17 protein-coding genes are annotated in these 19,607 nt (G+C 72.3%); 9 read left to right on the top strand and 8 right to left on the bottom strand.

What is annotated here, in order from left to right; translation table 11 throughout:
- Window positions 1-105 precede the first annotated feature (105 nt).
- The 4 genes from GWK25_RS35170 to GWK25_RS35185 are packed head-to-tail and all read left to right on the top strand — an operon-like array spanning window position 106 to window position 3,866.
- The gene (locus tag GWK25_RS35170; protein ID WP_215457822.1) at window positions 106-798 is read left to right on the top strand and encodes a polysaccharide deacetylase family protein; all 693 of its coding nucleotides are present in this window, start codon (window positions 106-108) and stop codon (window positions 796-798) included.
- 7 nt (window positions 799-805) lie between these two features.
- Complete coding sequence (locus GWK25_RS35175; protein WP_215455547.1) at window positions 806-1,954, top strand: glycosyltransferase; 1,149 nt, start codon at window positions 806-808, stop codon at window positions 1,952-1,954.
- Entirely contained in the window at window positions 1,951-2,619 is a 669-nt protein-coding gene (locus tag GWK25_RS35180; RefSeq protein WP_215455548.1) for a lipopolysaccharide biosynthesis protein, read from the top strand. The genes GWK25_RS35175 and GWK25_RS35180 overlap by 4 nt, the downstream gene beginning before the upstream one ends.
- Complete coding sequence (locus GWK25_RS35185) at window positions 2,616-3,866, top strand: GNAT family N-acetyltransferase (protein WP_308404394.1); 1,251 nt, start codon at window positions 2,616-2,618, stop codon at window positions 3,864-3,866. The genes GWK25_RS35180 and GWK25_RS35185 overlap by 4 nt, the downstream gene beginning before the upstream one ends.
- Window positions 3,867-3,888: 22 nt before the next feature.
- On the opposite strand, the gene GWK25_RS35190 is transcribed toward GWK25_RS35185, so the two are convergent.
- Window positions 3,889-5,277 (bottom strand): glycoside hydrolase family 26 protein, encoded by a 1,389-nt coding sequence (locus GWK25_RS35190; RefSeq protein ID WP_215455549.1) that lies wholly within the window; start codon window positions 5,275-5,277, stop codon window positions 3,889-3,891.
- Window positions 5,278-5,450: 173 nt separating this feature from the next.
- Between GWK25_RS35190 and GWK25_RS35195 the strand changes: the two genes are divergently transcribed.
- The gene (locus GWK25_RS35195; protein WP_251829185.1) at window positions 5,451-6,782 is read left to right on the top strand and encodes an ATP-grasp domain-containing protein; all 1,332 of its coding nucleotides are present in this window, start codon (window positions 5,451-5,453) and stop codon (window positions 6,780-6,782) included.
- Window positions 6,782-8,041 carry an NAD(P)-binding domain-containing protein gene (locus GWK25_RS35200; RefSeq protein WP_215455550.1) on the top strand — a complete coding sequence of 420 codons (1,260 nt, stop codon included), beginning with the start codon at window positions 6,782-6,784 and terminating at the stop codon, window positions 8,039-8,041. The genes GWK25_RS35195 and GWK25_RS35200 overlap by 1 nt, the downstream gene beginning before the upstream one ends.
- A 60-nt stretch (window positions 8,042-8,101) precedes the next feature.
- On the opposite strand, the gene GWK25_RS35205 is transcribed toward GWK25_RS35200, so the two are convergent.
- The 3 genes from GWK25_RS35205 to GWK25_RS35215 all read right to left on the bottom strand — a co-directional run bounded on the left by GWK25_RS35205 (window position 8,102) and on the right by GWK25_RS35215 (window position 10,218).
- Complete coding sequence (locus GWK25_RS35205) at window positions 8,102-9,190, bottom strand: chaplin (RefSeq protein WP_215455551.1); 1,089 nt, start codon at window positions 9,188-9,190, stop codon at window positions 8,102-8,104.
- A gap of 110 nt (window positions 9,191-9,300) precedes the next feature.
- Window positions 9,301-9,558, bottom strand: a complete 258-nt coding sequence (locus GWK25_RS35210; protein ID WP_215455552.1) for a chaplin — start codon at window positions 9,556-9,558, stop codon at window positions 9,301-9,303.
- A 246-nt stretch (window positions 9,559-9,804) separates the two neighbouring features.
- The gene (locus GWK25_RS35215) at window positions 9,805-10,218 is read right to left on the bottom strand and encodes a rodlin (protein ID WP_086784304.1); all 414 of its coding nucleotides are present in this window, start codon (window positions 10,216-10,218) and stop codon (window positions 9,805-9,807) included.
- 253 nt (window positions 10,219-10,471) lie between these two features.
- Here GWK25_RS35215 and GWK25_RS35220 point away from each other — a divergent pair, with 253 nt between their 5' ends.
- Both GWK25_RS35220 and GWK25_RS35225 read left to right on the top strand, forming a co-directional pair.
- A complete protein-coding gene (locus GWK25_RS35220) occupies window positions 10,472-10,876 on the top strand; it encodes a rodlin (protein ID WP_215455553.1) in 405 nt (134 codons plus the stop codon).
- A gap of 111 nt (window positions 10,877-10,987) precedes the next feature.
- Window positions 10,988-11,392 (top strand): rodlin, encoded by a 405-nt coding sequence (locus GWK25_RS35225; protein WP_060884646.1) that lies wholly within the window; start codon window positions 10,988-10,990, stop codon window positions 11,390-11,392.
- A 90-nt stretch (window positions 11,393-11,482) separates the two neighbouring features.
- Here GWK25_RS35225 and GWK25_RS35230 read toward each other — a convergent pair whose 3' ends face one another.
- Complete coding sequence (locus GWK25_RS35230) at window positions 11,483-13,408, bottom strand: long-chain fatty acid--CoA ligase (RefSeq protein ID WP_215455554.1); 1,926 nt, start codon at window positions 13,406-13,408, stop codon at window positions 11,483-11,485.
- A 119-nt stretch (window positions 13,409-13,527) separates the two neighbouring features.
- Here GWK25_RS35230 and GWK25_RS35235 point away from each other — a divergent pair, with 119 nt between their 5' ends.
- On the top strand, window positions 13,528-14,145 hold the full coding sequence (locus tag GWK25_RS35235; RefSeq protein ID WP_215455555.1) for a chorismate mutase: 618 nt from the start codon (window positions 13,528-13,530) through the stop codon (window positions 14,143-14,145).
- A gap of 4 nt (window positions 14,146-14,149) precedes the next feature.
- On the opposite strand, the gene GWK25_RS35240 is transcribed toward GWK25_RS35235, so the two are convergent.
- The 3 genes from GWK25_RS35240 to GWK25_RS35250 form a co-directional block, all read right to left on the bottom strand.
- Window positions 14,150-15,766, bottom strand: a complete 1,617-nt coding sequence (locus GWK25_RS35240; protein ID WP_215455556.1) for a von Willebrand factor type A domain-containing protein — start codon at window positions 15,764-15,766, stop codon at window positions 14,150-14,152.
- Between the two features lie 158 nt (window positions 15,767-15,924).
- Window positions 15,925-16,821: an ABC transporter permease gene (locus GWK25_RS35245; protein ID WP_215455557.1), complete on the bottom strand. Its 897-nt coding sequence runs from the start codon at window positions 16,819-16,821 to the stop codon at window positions 15,925-15,927.
- Complete coding sequence (locus tag GWK25_RS35250; protein ID WP_215455558.1) at window positions 16,818-19,475, bottom strand: alpha/beta fold hydrolase; 2,658 nt, start codon at window positions 19,473-19,475, stop codon at window positions 16,818-16,820. Before GWK25_RS35250 ends, GWK25_RS35245 begins: the two co-directional genes overlap by 4 nt.
- Between the last annotated feature and the right edge of the window lie 132 nt (window positions 19,476-19,607).

Genomic DNA, 19,607 nt, shown 5'->3' on the forward strand with positions numbered 1-19,607 from the left:
GCCGGACGCCCGTCCGCGTCCGATCACCCGGCCGTGCCCACCGCCCGTCCGCGCGTCTCCCTCGGTCGTGACCAGGCGAGGGCCGCCGCGCCCCTCTGGGTGGCCATGTACCACTCCGTGGGCGACTGCTCCGACGACCCGTACCGCATCACCGTCTCGCCGGACCGCCTCGACGCGCAGCTCGGCTGGCTGCGGCGGCGGGGGCTGCGCGGGGTCGGCATGGCCGAGCTGCTCGCCGCCCGGGCCCGGGGCGAGGGCCGGGATCTGGTGGGGCTCACCTTCGACGACGGGTACGCCGACTTCGTCGACGGCGCGCTGCCGCGTCTGCGGGCGCACGGCTGCGGGGCCACCCTCTTCGTGCTGCCGGGACGGCTCGGCGGCGAGAACGACTGGGACCCGCTGGGCCCGCGCAAGCCACTGCTCGACAAACAGGGCATCCGGGTGGCCGCCGCCACCGAGGGCATCGAGATCGGCTCGCACGGCCTGACCCATGTCGACCTCACGCGGGCGGACGACGAGACCCTGCGCGCCGAGACCGCCGACAGCAGAACCCTGCTCGCGGAGTTGACCGGTGCTCCGGTCCAGGGGTTCTGCTATCCGTACGGCACCCTCGACAGTCGCGCCGCCGACGCCGTACGGGACGCCGGGTACGCCTACGCCTGCGCCATCGACCCCGGCCCGCTGAACGGCCCGTACGCGCTGCCGCGGGTGCACATCGGCGAGGAGGACACGGCCCTGCGGCTGCTGCTGAAGCGGAAGCTGCACCGGCTGCGCCGGCGTCCCGTCGAGGGGGTCTGAGGCCGACGTGAAGGCGCTGCACATCATCACCGGTCTCGGCGTCGGCGGTGCGGAACAGCAACTGCGGCTGCTGCTGCGTCACCTCCCGGTCGACTGCGACGTGGTGACGCTGACCAACCCGGGCCCGGTCGCCGACGGGCTCACCGCCGACGGCGTCCGCGTCACTCACCTCGGCATGGCCGGCAACCGTGATCTCGCCGCGCTCCCCCGGCTGGTGCGGGTGATCCGCGCGGGCGGCTACGACCTCGTCCACACCCATCTCTACCGGGCCTGTGTCTACGGCCGGATCGCCGCCCGGCTGGCGGGGGTCCGCGCGGTCGTCGCCACCGAGCACTCCCTCGGCGACTCGCAGATGGAGGGCAGAAGGCTCTCCGCCGGGGTGCGTGCCCTGTACCTCGCCAGTGAGCGGCTCGGCCGGTCCACGGTCGCCGTCTCGCCGAGCGTCGCCGACCGGCTGAAGCGCTGGGGCGTGCCGGCGCCTCGGATCGAGGTCGTGCCCAACGGCATCGACCTCGCGGGTTTCCGCTTCGACGGGGACCTGCGGGAGCTGACCCGGCGGCGGCTCGGGCTGCCGGAGGACGCCTACGTCGTCGGGGGCGTCGGCCGGCTCACGGCGAGCAAGCGGTTCGACGTGCTGATCCGTGCCCTCGGCCGGCTGCCGGACGACTGCTGGCTGTTGGTGGTCGGCGGCGGCGCCGAGGAGAGCGTGCTGCGGCGGGCCGCCCAGCGGGCCGGGGTCGCCGACCGGGTGCTGCTCACCGGGGAACGCCCGGCCGCCGGGGCCCCCGGCGCCGATCTGCCCTCCCTGATGAACGCCATGGACGTGCTCGCCTCGCCCAGCGCCGAGGAGGCCTTCGGGCTCGCGGTGGTGGAGGCGATGGCGTCCGGGCTGCCCGTGCTCTATGTCTCCTGCCCGGCGATCGAGGACCTGCCACCGGACGCGACCGTCGGCGCCCGACGTGTCCAGGGGGGCGCGGAGTCGTTCGTACGCGCCCTGCTGGACGTCCGCGCGCAGGGCGCGCGCTCCCGTGCCGTCCCCGCCGCCGCCCAGCACTACTGCATCACCCGCAGCGCCGCCCAGCTCATGGACGTGTACGCGGCCGCCGTCTCCCCTACGCCCTCGCCGACCCCGCCCCTGGGAGTGAGTTCCGTATGACCGACCGTACGCCCGAACGCCCGTCCGACAGCCCGGCCCGTGGGTCGGCACCCCTCTCCCGCGTCAGGTCCCTGCCCACCTGGTCCCTGCTCGCCGCCGGCGCGCTGCTCGGGGGCCTGGCCGGGGGCGCGTACGGCGTGGTGAAGGCTCCCGTGTACACCGCCACCAGCTATGTCGTCGCCGTGCCCGCCGAGGGGTCGGATCCCCAGTCGGCGCTCGGTTTCGCGCAGGCGTACGGGCGGGTCGCCACCCAGGTCGCGGTGCTCGGGGACGCCCAGGTGTGGGCGGGGGTGCCGGTCGGGACGCTCAGGAAGAACGTGCGGACGGCGACGTCACCGGACGCGCCGATGGTCGCCGTGTCGGCCACCTCGGCACGGCCGGACCTCGCCGCCGACATGGCCAACGCCGTCTCACGGGCACTGACCCGGCACGCGAACGACTCCGAACGGTTGACGCGCGTCGAGCTGCAGGAGTTCGCCCGCGCGACCAGGCCGACCGAGGCGTCCTCGGCGTCGTCGACGGTGACCGGCCTGGTGGGCACCGCCGCCGGCGGGCTGCTCGGCGGGCTCGCCCTGCTGTGCCGGCCCCGGCGCACCCCAGGGACCCCACCCGCCGCTTCCGTACCGGGCCCCGCGCTCGCCGCCGACACTCACGGACAGCTGTGACCAGCACCCTGCACACGGCGGCGAGCACCACCCTGCGCGCCGAACTCTGCACCGACGAGGGCGAGTTCGGCGAGCTGACCGGGGCCTGGGACCGGCTGTACCGGCGCTGCGGCGCGGCCACCCCGTTCCAGAACCACGCCTGGCTGCACTCCTGGTGGCTGTCGTACGGCACCCCCGGCAGACTCCGGCTGGTGCTGGTCCGCGACGGGGCCGAGTTGCGCGCGGTCGCCCCGCTGATGCTCGTACGGCGTCCGCTGCCGACCCTCGTACCGCTCGGTTGCCCCATCTCCGACTTCGCGGACGTGCTCCTCGACGACGAGTACGCCGAGCAGGCGTCGGCCGCGCTCGCCGAGGGGTTGTCGGCGGTGGCCCGGACCGCGTTGATCGACTTCCGCGAGGTACGACCGGGCGCCGCCGTCGAACGGATCTACGACCGCTGGCGGGGCCCGCGCCGCAAGGTGGCCGACTCGGTCTGTCTGGAGCTGCCCGCCCAACCCATGGACGAGCTGCTCAAGCGGCTGCCCAACTCCCGGGCCCAGCGGGTGCGCGCCAAGCTGCGCAAGCTCGGTGACCTCGGCATCCAGCCGCGTGCCGTGCGCCCCGACGAGGTGGACGCGGCGCTGCGGACGATGCTGGACCTGCACCGGCTCCAGTGGCAGGACCGCAAGGTGACGACTGAGCACATGCGGCCCCGTTTCTCCGAGCATCTGGTCCGCTCGGTCGGGCCGATGGTGCGCTCGGGGGACGCCGTGGTGACGGAGTTCCGGCTGGGCGGCGACGTCCTGGCCGTCGACGTCACCCTGCTGTCGCGGCGGCTGGCGGGCGGCTACCTCTACGGCGCCCACCCGCGGCTGCGCGAACGCAAGGCGGACGTCGCCACGATGCTGCTCGACGCCTGCGCCGGGCAGGTGGGCCCCGGCGCCCAGCAGGTGCTGAGCCTGCTGCGGGGCGCCGAGCCGTACAAACTCCGCTGGCGCCCGGAGACCGTCGTCAACCAGCGGCTGCTGCTCGCCCGCCGCCGCACCGCACCGCTGTTGTCCGCGGCGGCCTGCGACGCGGCGGCCCGCGACCAGGGCAGGGAGCTGGTCCGCCGCTGGCGCGCGCGGAAGGAGGCGAAGGGCCCGGAGGGCGCCAAGGCCCCGACGGGGACGAAGGTCCCCGGCGGCGCGAAGGCCCCGAAGGGCGCGGGGAACCCGGAGGGTGCCAGGAACCCGTCCCGGAAGGACCGTGGTGGCGGCGGGCGGTGAGGCGCCCGCCGCCGGCCGCGGGTCACCGGTAGCGCGCCCACCAGTCCGTGCGGATGCAGAGCTTCCCGCCGATCCAGTACTCCACCCAGTCGCCCAGCTCCAGCGGCGAGCAGTTCGGCGGGCGTACGGGCGTGGTGGGGGCCGGCTTCGGCGTGGGAGTCGGCGTCGGGGTGGGCGTGGGAGTCGGCTTCGGGGTGGCGGTCGCGGGCGTGTCACGGCCGAAGAGCATCGACCGGTACACCTGGGCCGCCTTCGGGTTGCTCGCGCACTGCCAGACACCGTGCGGGCAGTAGTCGGTGAGCGTGTTGTAGAGCGGCTTGTGCTCGTCCATCCAGGCGAGCATGCGCCGCATGTACTCCGGGTTGTCGCCGTTGCGGAAGAGTCCCCATTCCGCGTAGGAGATGGGCTTCTTGTGCTCCTTCGCGAAATCGACGTGTGCCTGCAGACCGTACGGTTCGCTGATCTGTTCGTCGAAGGTGATGCCGCGCGGCTGGTCGTAGGAGTCCATGCCGATGATGTCGACGGTGTCGTCCCCCGGATAGCACTGCGTCCAGGGAATGGCGTCGCGGCCGCGGTTCGGGGTCCAGTCGAATTTGAACTTCTGGCCCGGCACCGCCCGCATCGTGGTGACGATCCTGTTCCAGTACTTCTTCCAGCTCTCCGGGTCGGGCCCGCAGCGATGGGTGTACGTGATGCCGTTCATCTCCCAGCCGAGCACGATCACCGTGTCCGGGATCTTCAACTCGACCAGCCGCTCCGCGAGTCGGCGGTAGTGGTGGTCGAACGCACCGGCCGCGGCGCGGCGCAGCAGCGCGCGGACCTCCCCGTCGGAGACGCCCTCCTCGTTGCGCTCCATCATGGGCACGTTGAGGACGAACATCCTGTCGTCCTCATCGCGCCGCCACTCCGCCCAGGAGTCCAGGAAGCCGGGCAGTCCCTCGATGTTGGACCAGCGGTCGCCCGGCAGATAGGTGTGCGCCACCCGCAGGTCGGAGCCGCCCAGCCAGTCGCTCAGCTCGGCGATCCGGGCGACTCCGCGGGGCCCGTAGTGCAGATAGGCGCCCATGGCCGGCAGCAGCTCCGGAGACTTCGGGGTCTCGGAGGGAGTGGCCGGCAGGGGCGAGGGGCTCTGCGGCAGGGCGGACGCGTTCGGGACGAGGGGTGCCGTCGGCGCGGCGGGGGCCGTGGGGACGGGCGTCGCCGAGGCGGCCGGGGCCGTGGTGCCGGCCGGAGTCGTGGAGGCGGCCGGGGCCGCCGGTGCCGGTGGGTCGGTCACCCGGACCACCATCTGCGTGCCGGCGTACACCGGCACGGACGCGAGGGCGAACGACGCGACCACGCCGGCCGCGACGAGCGCCAGCCGTCTGCCGCGCGGCCTCCTGTGCCGATGCCGCCGCTGTTGTGGAGCCATGTCCGCTCCCCTCTCCGCTTTCTTCACTTCACTGCTTTCCGCCGCCGATTTCCACCTACTGACAATCAGTCACACGAATATGAATTCCGCCAACTGGGGCTCCGGCCTTCGGGTGCCCGAATCGCCCGCACGGGTGACCCGACGTCAAAGAAATGTGCGAGGACCCCGACGAAATGAATGTGTCGCCGCTCGACACCCGCGTTCCGGCCGTCCTGTTGCGGACGGACCGCAATCCCTTCCACCACGGAACCCTCGGAGCCGTACGGTCCTTGGGCCGGGCGGGGGTCGAGGTGCATCTGGTCGCCGACTGCGCGGCGAGCCCCGTGCGCAGCTCACGGTTCCTCCGCGCGATCCACGCCCCGCCCCGCCCTGGCGCCCGCCTCGACGAGTTCGCGGGCGTCCTCGACCGGGTGGCGGACCGGGTCGGCCGCCCGGCCGTCCTGGTGGCCCTGGACGACGCGAGCGCCGTGGCCGTCGCCCGGCTGCGCGCGGATCTGACGGGCCGTTTCCTGCTGCCGGCCGGCCCTCCCGACCTCGCCGAGCAGGTGGCCGACAAGGCCGAACTCGCCGCGCTGTGCGGGCGTCTGGGCCTCCCGCACCCCGCGACCACGGTCCCCGACAGCGCGGCGGAGGCGGAGGCCGCCGCCCGCGAGCTGGGTCTGCCCGTGGTCGCCAAGTGGAGCCGCCCATGGCTGCTGCCCGCCGGGGCGGGACTGCGCAGCACGGTGGTGGTGCGCTCGGCCGGGGAGGCCGCGGCCCTGTACCGGCGCTCGGAGCAGGCGGGCAGCCGGCTGATCCTCCAGGCCTTCCTGCCCCCGGGGCTGGACCGTGACTGGTTCTTCCACGGCTACGTGGATCACGCCGGGGTCGTACGCTGCGGCGGGCCCGGCCGTAAGTTGGGCGCCTGGCCGCCCGGCGCGGGTCTGACCACCGTCGGCCGCTGGACCCCGAACCCGCAGGTCCAGGCCCTGGCCGAGCGGTTGACCGCAACCCTCGGCTACCGGGGCGTGTTCGACCTCGACTTCCGCCGCGAGGGCCGGACCGACGTCTACCACCTGCTCGACTTCAACCCGCGTCCCGGCGCCCAGTTCCGGCTGTTCACGGACACGGCCGGGGTCGACGTCGTCCGCGCCCTGCACCTGGACCTGACCGGCCGTCGGGTGCCGGACGGGACGCCGGTGCCGGGCCGGACGTTCGTGGTCGAGAACTACGCGCCGCTGACCGCGCTGCGCCCGCACCCCCTCCCCTGCCCACCGTCCCGGCCGGGCCTGCGCGAGCTGGCCTGGTACGCGCGGGACGACCGCGCTCCCGGCCTCGCGCTGTGGTCCCTGTGGCCCCGGCACGCGCTCGGCCGATTGCTGGCACCCCGCACCTCCCCTCCCGGACGGCACGACCGCACCCCCGACGAGCACCACCCGGCCGGGCACGCTCCCGACCCCCGCACCCCCGGCCCCCGAGCCGGGAGCCGCACCGAGAACGAGAACGAGAAAGCGAGCAGCGCCTGATGTACGACCTGCTGGTGGTGGGCGCCGGCCCGTACGGCCTGTCCATCGCGTCCCACGCCGCGGCCGCCGGGCTCAGCCTGCGCGTGGTCGGCCGCCCCATGGCGTCCTGGCGCGACCACATGCCGCCCGGCATGTTCCTCAAGTCCGAGCCGTGGGCCTCCAACCTCTCCGACCCCGAGGGCCGCCTGCGCCTGGACGTGTACTGCGCGCAGCGGGGCGTCGAGTCCCGTCACGGCCTGCCGATCCCGGTCGGCACCTTCGCCTCGTACGGCCTGTGGTTCGCGCGCAACGCCGTTCCGCCCGTCGACGAACGGATGGTGACGCGCGTTCAGCGGCGCTGCGGGGGCTTCGAGGCGGTTCTGTCCGACGGCGAGGTGGTCCGCGCCCGTACGGTGGTCCTCGCCGTCGGCGTGATCCCCTTCGTCGAAGTCCCGCCCGTGCTGCGGGAGTTGTCCACCGACCGGGTCTCCCACAGCAGTCACCACCACGACCTCGGCCGGTTCCGCGGGATGGACGTCACCGTGATCGGCGGCGGTCAGGCGGCCCTGGAGACAGCCGCGCTCCTCGCCGAACAGGGCACCCGGGCCAGGGTGCTGGCCCGCTCCCCCCTGCTCCGCTGGAACGACGTCCCACCCCCGCTGACGCGCCCCTTGCGGCACTCGGTCCGCTCCCCGCACAGCGGTCTGGGCTGCGGCTGGCGCAACTGGTTCTACGCGCGGCGGCCCGACTGGTACCGCTGCCTGCCGGAGGCGAGACGCGTACGGATCGCCGCCGAGGCGCTGGGGCCGGCGGGCGCCTGGTGGGTGCGCGACCGCGTCGAGCGCACCGTCGAGGTACGGCTCGGCCTGGAGGTCGCGGTGGCGTACGAGACGGGCGACGCTGTACGCCTGGAGACGGTGGGCCGGGACGGTGGGCTGACCTCGCTGGACACCGAACACGTCATCGCGGCCACGGGGTTCCGGGCCGGCTGCGACCGGCTGGACCTGCTGGCGCCGGAGGTGCGCGCGGACCTCCGGCCCCTGTACGACGGCTCGCCCGCGGTCGGGCGGGACTTCGAGTCCACGGTCCCCGGTCTGTTCTTCGCGGGCCTGACCACCGCCGCGGGTTTCGGCCCCGCGATGCGCTTCGTGCACGGCGCGTCGTTCACGGCGCCCACGCTCGTACGAGGGGTACGGCGGCGGCTGCGCGCGGGGGTGCCCGGCGGACGGGTCCCGGTGCCGGGGGCACGGGCCGACCTGGCCTCCGCCGCCGGGCCGTGACGGGCTCGGGTGCCGGGCGGCGCGGCGCGCCCCCGGCACCCGGAACGGATCACCGTCGTGTCATCGGCCGGACGCGGCCCGGCCCCGCCGGTACACGATCGCCCCACCCGCGATCAGCGCGAAGCTCGCGACCCCGGCGGCGATCAGCGCCTCACGGTCGCTGCCGGTCTCGGGCAGCGTGGGCGGCTTGGTGGGCGGCGAAGTCGACGGGTGCGTCGTGTGCGGGGGCATGGTCGGCGGGTGGGTCGAGTGCGGGGGCTTCGTCGGGGGATGCGTCGTGTGCGGCGGGTGCGTGGGGTGCGGGGGCTTGGTCGGCGGGTGCGTCGAGTGCGGAGGCTTCGTGGGATGCGGCGTCTGCGTGGGGGGCTTCGTGGGGTGCGGCGGCTTGGTCGGCGGGTGCGTCGAGTGCGGAGGTTTGGTCGGCGGGTTCGTCGGCGGTTTGGTCGGGTGCGGGGGTTTGGTGGGCGGGTTCGTCGGCGGGTGGTCGCCGTAACCGCCCTCGGGCTCCTCGTCGTTCGGCTGGTCGTCGCCGTAGCCGCCCGGGGAGTCGTCGTGGTGTCCGTAACCCCCGTCGTGACCGCCGTCGTCCCAGTCCTGGGTGAACTCCTCGTACGCCGCCGGACCCTCGTCGTACGTCTCGTGTCCGTCGGGGCCCTGGTACGCCTCGGGTTTCTGCGGCGCGTCGGGCTCCACGTACTCCTCGTACGACGGCGCCGCCCAGGAGTCCTCGGGTTCCGGCGCCGAGGAGACCGACTCCTCGGGCGCGGACCTGGGGGCCGGCGTGTACACGGGCTCGGCGACCGGGGCGGTATGACGATCCGGGACGCTCTCGAGGCTTTCCGTGCTCTTGGCGCTCTTGGTGCTCTTGGCGCTCTCGTGGCTCTTGGCGCTCTCCGGAGCGTGGTCGCCGGCGTTGCCGCACGCGTTGCCGACGGACGGGTTGCCGATGGCGGCGGGATCTACGGTGTTGCCGCAGATGTTCACCGGAACGGTGACCGGCACCTCGACCGCGTTGCCCGAAGCTACGCCGGGCGAGTTCGCGGCGGCCCCGTGCGCGCCCGTGTCCGCGAGGGCCGACGTGCCGTAGAGGGACAGCAGGCCTGTCGTCGCGGCGGCCACGACCATTCTCTTGCGCAGGGTCTGTCGCATCTCGTGTTCTTCCTGCTCGAAGAAGTGGGAAAAGCCGGCCTTGGAGCCGTTGAGGACGCTCCAAGACCGGCTGAGGCACAGCCGAGCGGCTGGTGCGAGGCGTTACGACGTCAGTCGTTGACGCACACGTTGCCGGCTGCCGGGTTGAGCAGGCCGACGACGTTGACGGTGTTACCGCACACGTTGATCGGGATGTGGATCGGGACCTGCACCACGTTCCCCGAGAGGACACCCGGGGACCCGATGGCGGCACCCTTGGCCTCGGCGTCGGCGAAGGCCGGGGTGGCCATGCTCACGGCCATGATCGCGCCGGCGACGACGGCAGCGCTCTTCTTGAGCTTCACGTCATTTCCCTTCTCTGCGGTCATGCCCTGATTGACGGCCGAAACCGAGCGAGCACAGCATGGACGGCTCGCATCATGACCTGCAGCCTGTGAAACGAGGAATAGACACCGGAGGAAACTTCCGAACGCGGCGCGCGGGGCAATTCACCCAATCGCCCCGCGAGATTATCGGAAAGGCATATCGGCATCACCCGAATGGCATGGACGGAGACAGACGAAACTCGGGCCGGACGCACCGCGCGCGACCCGAGTTGTCCGATGTTCTTCCGATCAGTTCTTGCCGCCGCCGTTGCCGTTGTCCGAGAGGATCGGGATGTCGGACAGGATGTGCGACAGCGGCTCGTCACCCTTGGCCTGGGTGGAGTTCTCGGTGCACTGCTGGTTCTGCGGGGCCGACAGGATCGGGACGTCCTGCAGCACGGAGACTCCGGCGAGGAGTCCGAGGCCACCGAGGTTGCCCTTGACCGGCAGGCCGACACAGGGCTTGTTCAGCGAGCCCTGGACCAGCGAGAGCTGCGGGCTCATGTCGCCCTTGGTCACCGAGTTGCCGAACGCCTGGCTGGCGTGGTTGCCGCTGAACGACGTGGTCCCACCGTCGTCGGCGAGAGCCTGGGGGGCGGCGGCGGCCGCGAGGCCGGTGATGGAAGCGGCGACCGAGACCGCGGCCATTGCCTTCTTGAGCATTTCGCATTCCTTTCCTGGCGGACCCTCAGGTCCCTGCCCTGGCAGCAACGGTCACGCGCCTGATCCGGTTTCGCCACATCACCCGTTCGGCCCGCTCGCACCGGCGATTTCCGGAGCATATGCAAAACCTCGCACGCCCCACTCTCACTCCGTCGCATGGGCCGACGGAGTGAATCGGAGCAACCGGGAAGTCGGGCGGAAGTTGTCCATGGCGCTCCGGTGGAAACGGGGTTCTTCCAGAAGGGAATCGCAAGTGATCAAGAAGATGATGACCGCAGCGACGATCGCCGCCTCCGTCGTCGGAGCCTCGGCCGCCGCAGCGCCCCAGGCGCTCGCCGACGACGGTGGCACCACCACCTTCAGCGGGAACGACGCCCATCAGGTCTACGGCAACTCGGCCACGTACGGGAACATGAGCCCGCAGATGGCTCTGATCCAGGGCTCGTTCAACAAGCCCTGCATCGGCCTGCCCGCGAAGCTCAACCTCGGCGGCATCGGACTCATCGGGATCTCCGCGCTGCAGGACGTCCCGATCCTGTCGGCCCCGCAGAACCAGCAGTGCACCGAGAACTCCACCCAGGCCAAGGGTGACGAGCCGCTGTCGCACATCCTGTCCGACATCCCGATCCTCTCGGACAACGGCAACGGCAAGAACTGACGATAAGACGCCTATTGCGCCAAAAGACGCAATCAACGCAACCGTTGGCCGGATGCCCTGTTGATCAGGGCGCAACTCCGCAACGGAGTCCGCTTTCCGAAGGGATCCAACATGAACAAGCTGTGGGCCACCGCGGCTGTTGCTGCTTCCATCGCCGGCCTCGGTGCCGCGACCGCACCCCAGGCGCTCGCCGACGACGGTGGGACCACGTCCTTCAGCGGCAACGGCGCCAGCCAGGCGTTCGGCAACTCGGTGACCAAGGGCGACATGAGCCCGCAGCTCTCGCTGGTCCAGGGCTCGCTCAACAAGCCCTGCATCGGTCTGCCCGCCAAGCTCAACGTCGGGGGCATCGGAGCCCTCGGGATCTCCGCGCTGCAGGACGTCCCGATCCTGTCGGCCCCGCAGAACCAGCAGTGCACCGAGAACTCCACCCAGGCCAAGGGTGACGAGCCGCTGTCGCACATCCTGTCCGACATCCCGATCCTCTCGGACAACGGCAACGGCGGCGGCAAGTAGCACCGACGCCACCACCGGACAGCAGGAAGCGGGTCGCCGAGTCGTCGGCGGCCCGCTTTCCCGTGTGCGCACGCGCCTCCCGCGCGTGGCTCACTTCTTCGCGTACAGCGACTCGATCGCCGCCGCGTACGCCGCCGTGACCGCGTGGCGCTTGACCTTCATCGACGGGGTGAGCAGGCCGTTCTCCTCGGTGAACTCGCCTTCCACCAGCTTGAACTCGCGGATGGACTCGGCGCGGGAGACCGTCTGGTTGGCGTAGTCGACGGCCTGCTGGACGTCGGCGCGCATCCGGGGGTCGGCGACGATCTCGGAGAGCGGGGTGTCCGGGGACATGCCGCGGACGTGCAGCCAGTGGGTGACGTCCTCGGGGTCGAGGGTGATGAGGGCGGCGACGAAGGGGCGGTTGTCGCCGACGACGATGCACTGTCCGACCGGGGGGCGGCTGCGCAGCCGGTCCTCCAGGACGGCCGGGGAGACGTTCTTGCCGCCGGAGGTGACGAGGATGTCCTTCTTGCGGCCGGTGATGGTGAGGTAGCCGTCGTCGTCGAGCGCTCCGAGGTCCCCCGTGGCGAACCAGTCGTCGGTGAGGGCGGCGTCGGTGGCGACCGGGTTGTTCCAGTAGGTGCCGAAGACGATGGGGCCCTTGATGAGGACCTCCCCGTCGTCGGCGATGCGGATGGTGGTGCCGGGGACGGGCTGGCCGACCGTGCCGGGGCGGGGCTTCAGCGGCGGGACGATGGTGGCGGCGGCGGTGGTCTCGGTGAGGCCGTAGCCCTCGTAGACGATGATCCCGGCGGCGTAGAAGAAGAGGTTGAGGTCGCGGTCGAGGGGGGAGCCGCCGCTGATGGCGTAGCGCATGCGGCCGCCGAGCTCCTTGCGGACGCGGCGGTAGACCAGCAGGTCGTACAGGGCCCAGGCGGCGTACAGACCCGGGGTCGGGCCGGGGCCCCGGTCCAGGAACTTGTCCAGGTAGGCGCGGGCGAAGCGGACGCCGAGGCGGTGGGCGCGGTCGAAGGAGGCGCCCCGGCCGAGGCGTTCGGCGGTGGCGCGGCCGGTGGCGTGGATCCGCTCGAAGAGGTACGGGACGCCGACCAGGAAGGTGGGGCGGAACTTCTTGAGGGCGGGCCGGAGTTCGTCGGGCTTGATGCTCGGGCAGTGGCCGATCTCGATGCGGGCCATGAGGCAGGCGATCTGGATCGTGCGGCCGAGGATGTGGGCGAGCGGGAGGAAGAGGAGGGTGGCGGCGACCTGGCCGGTGACCTCCTGGAAGACGGGGTGGAGCAGTTGGACCGTGTTGGCGGCCTCCGCGTGGAGGTTGGCGTGGGTGAGGACGCAGCCCTTGGGGCGGCCGGTGGTGCCGGATGTGTAGCAGATGGTCGCGGCCGTGTCGGGGGTGAGAGCGGCGCGGCGCTTGGTGACCTCGTCGTCGGGGACGCCCCGGCCCAGGTCGGCGAGGTGGGCGAGGGCCTCCCGGTCGATCTGCCAGACGTGCGGGGGCTGGGAGTGGCCGGCGGTGGCGGTGGCGACGGCCTCCGCGTTGTCGGGGGTCTCCACGACGACGAAACGGCAGCCGGAGTCGCGGACGATCCACTCGATCTGGTCGGGCGAGGAGGTGGCGTAGACGGGGACGGACTGGCCGCCGGCGGCCCAGACGGCGAAGTCGAGGACCGTCCACTCGTAGCGGGTGCGGGACATGATCGCGACCCGGCCGCCGGGTTCGAGCCCGGCGGCGATCAACCCCTTGGCGGTGGCGGTGACTTCGCGGGCGAAGGCGGAGGCCGTGACCGGGTGGAAGGTGCCGTGGTGGTCGGCGCGGCGCAGGACCACCGCGTCCGGGGCCTCGGTCGCGTTGACGTACGGGAGGTCGGCGATGCTGCCGCCGCTCAGCGAGGGCGCGAGGGCTGGAGTGCGTGCTTCACGCACCACGCCCCGCTCGTCCCTGACGACCTCGACCTTGACGCGGTCGCCGAGGCCGCCGCGCGCCTTCGCCTGGTTCAGGTCCTTGCGTACGCCCATCACGGCTCCCGAGCCCGACTCTTACATTACCGGCGAGTCAACTTACCGGTAGGTAAGAAATTTTCAAGGGTTTCGGCCGACACCGGGAGCGCGGGTGGGGCGCGTGATAGGCGTGGATCATGCGCCCCCCTCGCCTCAGGTCCGTCCTGGTCTCCGTCTGTGTCTCCTCCGCCGTGGTGCTGACCGGTGTAGCACCGGCAGCGGGCGCCGAGTCGTCCTCCGCTCCCTCCCGTACGGTTGTGGGCACCCGGTCGCTCACCGGGCTGACGGATCTGTTCGCCGAGCGGCTGCTCGTGGCGGACAAGGTCGCGGCGGCCAAGTACGGCACGACCGCACCGATCGACGATCCCGTCCGGGAGAAGGCGATCCTGGACGATGTGGCCGCGCGTGCGGTGGGGCTCGGGCTCGATCCGGACGAGGTGACCGCCGTGTTCCGTGACCAGATCGAAGCGAACAAGCTGGTGCAGCGGGGGCTTTACGCCCGGTGGGACGCCCACCCGGAGGAGCGGCCCGTGGAGCGGCCCGATCTGGTGACGGAGGTGCGACCGGTGCTGGACCGGATCACCACGCGGTTGCTGAACGCGCTGCAGGAGACGGAAGGGGCGCGGGACGGGGTGTCCTGCGAGCCGCGGCTGCGGGTGGCGGCTCTGCGGTCGGCGTACGAGCACCGGCTGGACCGGCTGCACGGGGAGGGACTGGGGCGGGCGTTGCCCTCGGTGTGCGCGGACACCCCGTAGGGCTTCAGCCCAGCATCGCGTCCGCCGTCTCGATCGCCTCGGCCAGGTCGTACAGCTCCTTGTCCTCGCGGTCCCTCGCCAAGTCGTCCGCCCGACGGTTCAGTTCGCCGAGGGACGGACGGCCGGGGAGGTCGGACCAGCGCGTGTCGCCCTGGCGCAGGCAGTCGGCGAAGTAGGCGGCCACGGCGGCGACCCGCAGTCCGTACGGTGAAGACGCCCACAGGTCGCGATGGAGGTCCGTGGCCTCCAGCTCGGCCGATTCCTCGTGCGGGGTGCGGGTGTCGGGGTCGAGCCAGCGGACGGTGGCGGTGGCGAGGTGCCCGCCTCCTTCGCCTCCCTCGGTCCGGACGGCGTAGAGGGCGGTGACGGTGTGGCCGGGGCCGACCTCGCCGCCGTCGACACGGTCGTCGCGGAAGTCCTCGTCGGCGACCTGCCGGTTGTCGTAGCCGATCAGGCGGAACTCCTCGACCGTCGCCGGGTCGAAGGAGACCTGGACCTTGGCGTCGCGGGCGGTGAGGTCGACGTGGCGCGGGAGTTCCTCGCAGAAGACCTCCTCGGCCTCCTCCTCGGTGGAGACGTAGGTGGTGTGGCCGTCGCCCCGGTCGGCGAGCTGTTCCATCAGCTCGTCGCCGTAGTCGCTGCCGACACCGACGCCGAAGAGGGTGATGCCGTGCTCGCGGCGTTCGCCGGCGATGCGTTCGAGGATGGTGTCGGCGTCGGTGGCACCGGTGTTGGCGAGGGCGTCGGACAGCAGCACGACCCGGTTGGTGGCGCCCTTGCGCAGGCCGTCCACAGCGGTCTCGTAGCCGGTCTCGACGCCCGCCGCGAGGTTGGTGGAGTCGGTGGGCTCCAGACCGTCGACCGCGTCCAGGACCCGGTCCCGGTCGTCGTCGAGGCGGGTCATCGGCAGGACGGTCTCGGCCTCGTCGCTGAAGGTGACGATGGCGACCGAGTCGTCGTCGCGCAGCCGGTTCGTCATCGTGCGCAGGGCGTCCTGGGCGAGGTCGAGGCGGCCCGGTTCGGCCATGGAACCGGAGACGTCGATGACGAAGGTGAGGGCGGCGGGCGGGCGTTCGCTGTCGCCGTCCGCGGCCCGGGTGGCGAGTCCGACGCGGACCAGGGACCATCCGTCGTCGCCGGTGCGGGCGCCGTCGACGGACACCGAGAAGCCGTCGCCGTCCGGGCGTTCGTAGTCCTGGCGGAAGCTGTTGACGAACTCCTCCGGCCGGACGGTCGACGGGTCGGGCAGGCCGCCGTCGTCCAGGGTGCGGCGGGCGTAGCCGTAGGAGGCGGTGTCTACGTCGAGGGCGAAGGTCGACAGGAAGTCGTCGGGCGTCGGGGCGATGTCCCGGGACTCCTCGTCCGTCTGCCCCTCGCGCTGCTCGCGCGGGCCGGTGCCCTCGGGTGCGGGGGCCGGGAAGCCGTCCTGGGAGCGGCTCTCGCCCTTGCCCCGGTCGTACGAGGAGGAGTCGCCCTGTCCGTCGGCGCCGCCGCTGCATCCGGTGAGGAGGAGGGCGCCGGCCGTGCCCAGGGCCAGGAGGGCGGTGCCGAGTCGGCGCCCTCGTCGTGGTGTCGCCGGCCTCGGCCTCGTCGTCGGACTGGTCCTGCGATACGTGTGCATCCGGGCCCCCTAGCCACGTCATACGTCGCCTTTCGTGGGCGACTGTTGTGACTGTGACGGCGATGGGGGCCCGGACGTGCGCCACGGGGTGTTGCGGATCCGTCTCGAAGCGGCCACGGCGGGGGCCCGTCGAGACCGGTGGGTGATCTTCCGTTGACCTAGGAGACGACGTCCTTGCGGCCGAAACCCCGGAAGGCCAGCGCGAACAGGACCAGGGCGTACGTTATGGAAATCGAGACCCCCTGGATCATGTCGGTGTACTCGGGCTGCGGGCGGACGACGTCGAGCCAGGCGTACTGCCAGTGCGTGGGCAGGAAGTGGCGCCAGTCGCCGAGGGCGGTCACCTCGTCGAGGACACTGCCGACGATGGTGAGGCCGACGGCGCCGCCGACCGCGCCGAGCGGCGCGTCGGTCCTCGTCGACAGCCAGAACGCCATGCCGGCGGTGACCAGTTGGGACACGAAGATGTACGCCACGGTGATCACCAGGGCCTGCGCGGCGGCACCGGCGGCGAGTTCGCCGCCGGTCGGCAGCTCCAGCGGGCCCCAGCCGTAGGCGGCCGTGCCGACGGCGAGGGCGACGACCGGCAGCAGCACCAGCGCGGCGAGGCTGAGGGTGAGGCCGACGACGAGCTTGGACCACAGCAGCCGGGCGCGGGGGACGGGCGCGGCGAGGAGGTAGCGCAGGGAGGACCAGCTGGCCTCCGAGGCGACCGTGTCGCCGCAGAACAGCGCGATGGGGATGACCAGGAGGAAGCCCGCCGCGGCGAAGAGGTTCACCGCGGCGAAGTTCGCGCCGGACGCCGTCGCCGTGTCCATCAGGTTGACCCGGTTGTTGCCCTCGCCCGGTGTGCCGCCGACCTGGAAGGCGATCAGCAGCACCAGCGGCAGAGCGAACAGGATGCCGAACATGACCATCGTGCGGCGGCGCTTCAGCTGACGGAGCAGCTCGACCCTCAGGGGGAGGGTGCGGCCGGCGCGGTAGCCGTCGGCGACCTCGACGGGCCGCGTGGTCCCGGGTTCTGCGTGCTCGGCACGCTCGGCCAGCGTGCTCATGCGGACTCTCCGATCAGGGTGAGGAAGGCGTCTTCGAGGCGGCGGTGGGGGCCGACCGACGCCACGGGGACCTCCAGCCGTACGAGTTCGGCGACCAGGCGCCGGGCGCTGCCGTCGGCGTCGAGGCGGACCACCAGGCCCTCGTCGGTACGGACGGCCGAGTCGACGCCCGGCAGGGCGGCGATCTTCTCGACGACCGGCTCGTCCACGGGCTCGTCCGTGCCGACCAGTAGCGTGTCCCCGGAGCCGACGATCTCGCTCACGAGGCCCGCCTGGACGAGCTGTCCCTTGTCCATGACGACCAGATGCGTACAGGTCTGCTCGACCTCCGCCAGCAGGTGGCTGGAGACGATGACCGTGCGGCCGGCAGCCGCGTACCGGATCATGACCTCGCGCATCTCGCGGATCTGTGGCGGGTCGAGTCCGTTCGTCGGCTCGTCGAGGATCAGCAGGTCGGGCAGGCCCAGCATGGCCTGGGCGATGGCCAGGCGCTGGCGCATGCCCTGGGAGTAGGTGCGGACCGCGCGGGCCAGGGCGTCGCCGAGACCGGCGATCTCCAGGGCCTCGTCCAGGTGCGCGTCCTCGGCGGGGCGGCCGGTGGCGGCCCAGTACAGCTCCAGGTTCTCGCGGCCGGACAGGTGCGGGAGGAAGCCCGCGCCCTCGACGAAGGCGCCGACCCGGGAGAGGACCGGGGCGCCGGGAACGATCGCGTGGCCGAAGACCCGGATCTGGCCGCCGTCCGGCTGGATGAGGCCCATCAGCATGCGCAGGGTCGTCGTCTTGCCCGCGCCGTTGGGTCCGAGCAGGCCGAGAACCTGGCCCTTCTCCACGCGGAAGGAGAGGTCGCGGACGCTGTAACGGTCGCCGTTCTTGTACTTCTTGCTCAGGCCGGTGATCTGGAGGGGGACCTCGGCGAGCGCCGGGTCGGGGGCCGGGGTGACGATCCGGCGGCGGCCGGTGACCAGCAGGATCGCCGCGATCACGGCGCCGGCGATCGGCAGGTACCAGACCCAGGCGGGCAGTACGTCGCCGCGGTCGGCCCGGCCCAGCGGCGTGGGCACCTCCAGGTCGCCCTTGAGGGAGACGGTGTACGTCGCCGGGGTCGTCGGGGAGGCGTAGCCGAGGTCGGTGGAGGCGAGGACCAGGCGGAGGCTGTGGCCGTCGTCGAGTTCGTGGTCGATGGCGGGGAGGGTGAGATGCACGTCCTTGCCGGACTCGGCGCCCTCGACGCGGAGGGGTTCGACCAGCTGGGACGGGAGGACCTGGGACCTGCCGTCCGGGCCGACGTCGTAGACCTTCGCGAAGAGCACGGCGTCCTCGCTGGTCGACTTCACATGGACCGTCGCCGTGGGCGAGCCGGTGATCTGGAGGTCGTCGGTGACGGGCTTCGACTGGAACGCGGCGAACTGGCCGGGGAAGTCCAGGGAGATGCTGACGCCGAGGGAGGAGAGCTGGGCGAGGCCGCCGGCCGCGCCGAGCCCGGGCAGGGCCGAGATGCCGGGCGGGTTGGCGCCGGCCGGGTTCTCGAAGCTCTGCTCCCGGCCGGCGAGGGCGATCTTCGTGGGGTCGCCCTCCAGGCCCGGGTAGGTGTCGTCGGTGGTGCCGGCGAGACGGGGCTCGCCGTCGCCGGAGCCGGTGCCGAGGGTGCGGGTGACGCGGAACGCGGAGCCGGTGTCGGCGCCCTTGTCGTCCTTGAGGTAGCGGTCGAACCAGGCCTCCGTCCGGGCCTGGATCCGGCTCGTCTCCATGTCGCCGCCGTCGTGGCCGCCGGCGATCCAGTCGACGTCCACGGGCGCGCCGTTGGCTTTGATCGCCTTCGCGGCGGCGTCGGCCTGGCCGAGCGGGAAGAGGGAGTCGGTCTGGCCCTGGCTCAGCAGGGTGGGCACCTTGATGCGGTCGCCGACGGCCTCGGGGCTGCGGGCGTCCAGCAGCTTCACGGCCTCCGCGTCGGGCGTACCCGACTCGGCGACCCGCTGGTACATCTCGCACAGCTGGGTCTCGAACTTCTCGCAGCCGCCGCCGGTGTTGACGAAGAGCCCGGCCCAGAGCTTCTTGAAGACGCCGTTCGGGAAGAGGGCGTCCGCCAGGTTCCAGTACGTGATCGCGGGCGCGATGGCGTCGACGCGGTCGTCGTACCCGGCGGTCAGCAGCGCGATCGCCCCGCCGTAGGAGGCGCCGGCCATGCCCAGGCGCGGGTCGCCCTTCTTGTCGAGCTGTACCTCGGGGCGGGTCGCGAGCCAGTCGATCAGCTTCGAGACGTCGGCGACCTCGCCCTCGGGGTCGTTCAGACCGATCTTGCCGGTCGACCTGCCGAAGCCGCGGGCGGACCAGGTCAGCACCGCGTAGCCGTCGCGGGCGAGGTCCTCGGCCTGTGCGCGGACGTCGTTCTTGCTGCCGCCGAAACCGTGGCCGAGCAGGACGGCCGGGCGGCGGCCGTCACCGCCGGAGGTGAAGTACGAGGTGTCGATGCGTACGCCCTCGGCCGTCCCTATGGCACGGTCGGTGCGTTTCACCGGCGCCGCTTCGTCCGAGGCGGTGGCCGTCCAGGTGCCGGCCCCGGCGAGAACGACGACGGCGGCCGCGGCGGCGACGGTCCGCCGCGGCCGCCGCCGCAGCGCTCCGCGCAGGCGCGGGCCGGTCAGTCGAAGATCCATGCGTCAACGGTACGGGGCGGTGCCGGTACGCCAGGGCCCCCTCAGGGGGGAAGAGTGGGACATCCCACGGTCGTACGGGGGGAATTCGGCATACAGCGGGTGCGGTACGTCGTCGGCTGACAGCAACCTGAT

This window comes from Streptomyces sp. ATCC 21386 (assembly GCF_018728545.1).
GTDB lineage: Bacteria > Actinomycetota > Actinomycetes > Streptomycetales > Streptomycetaceae > Streptomyces.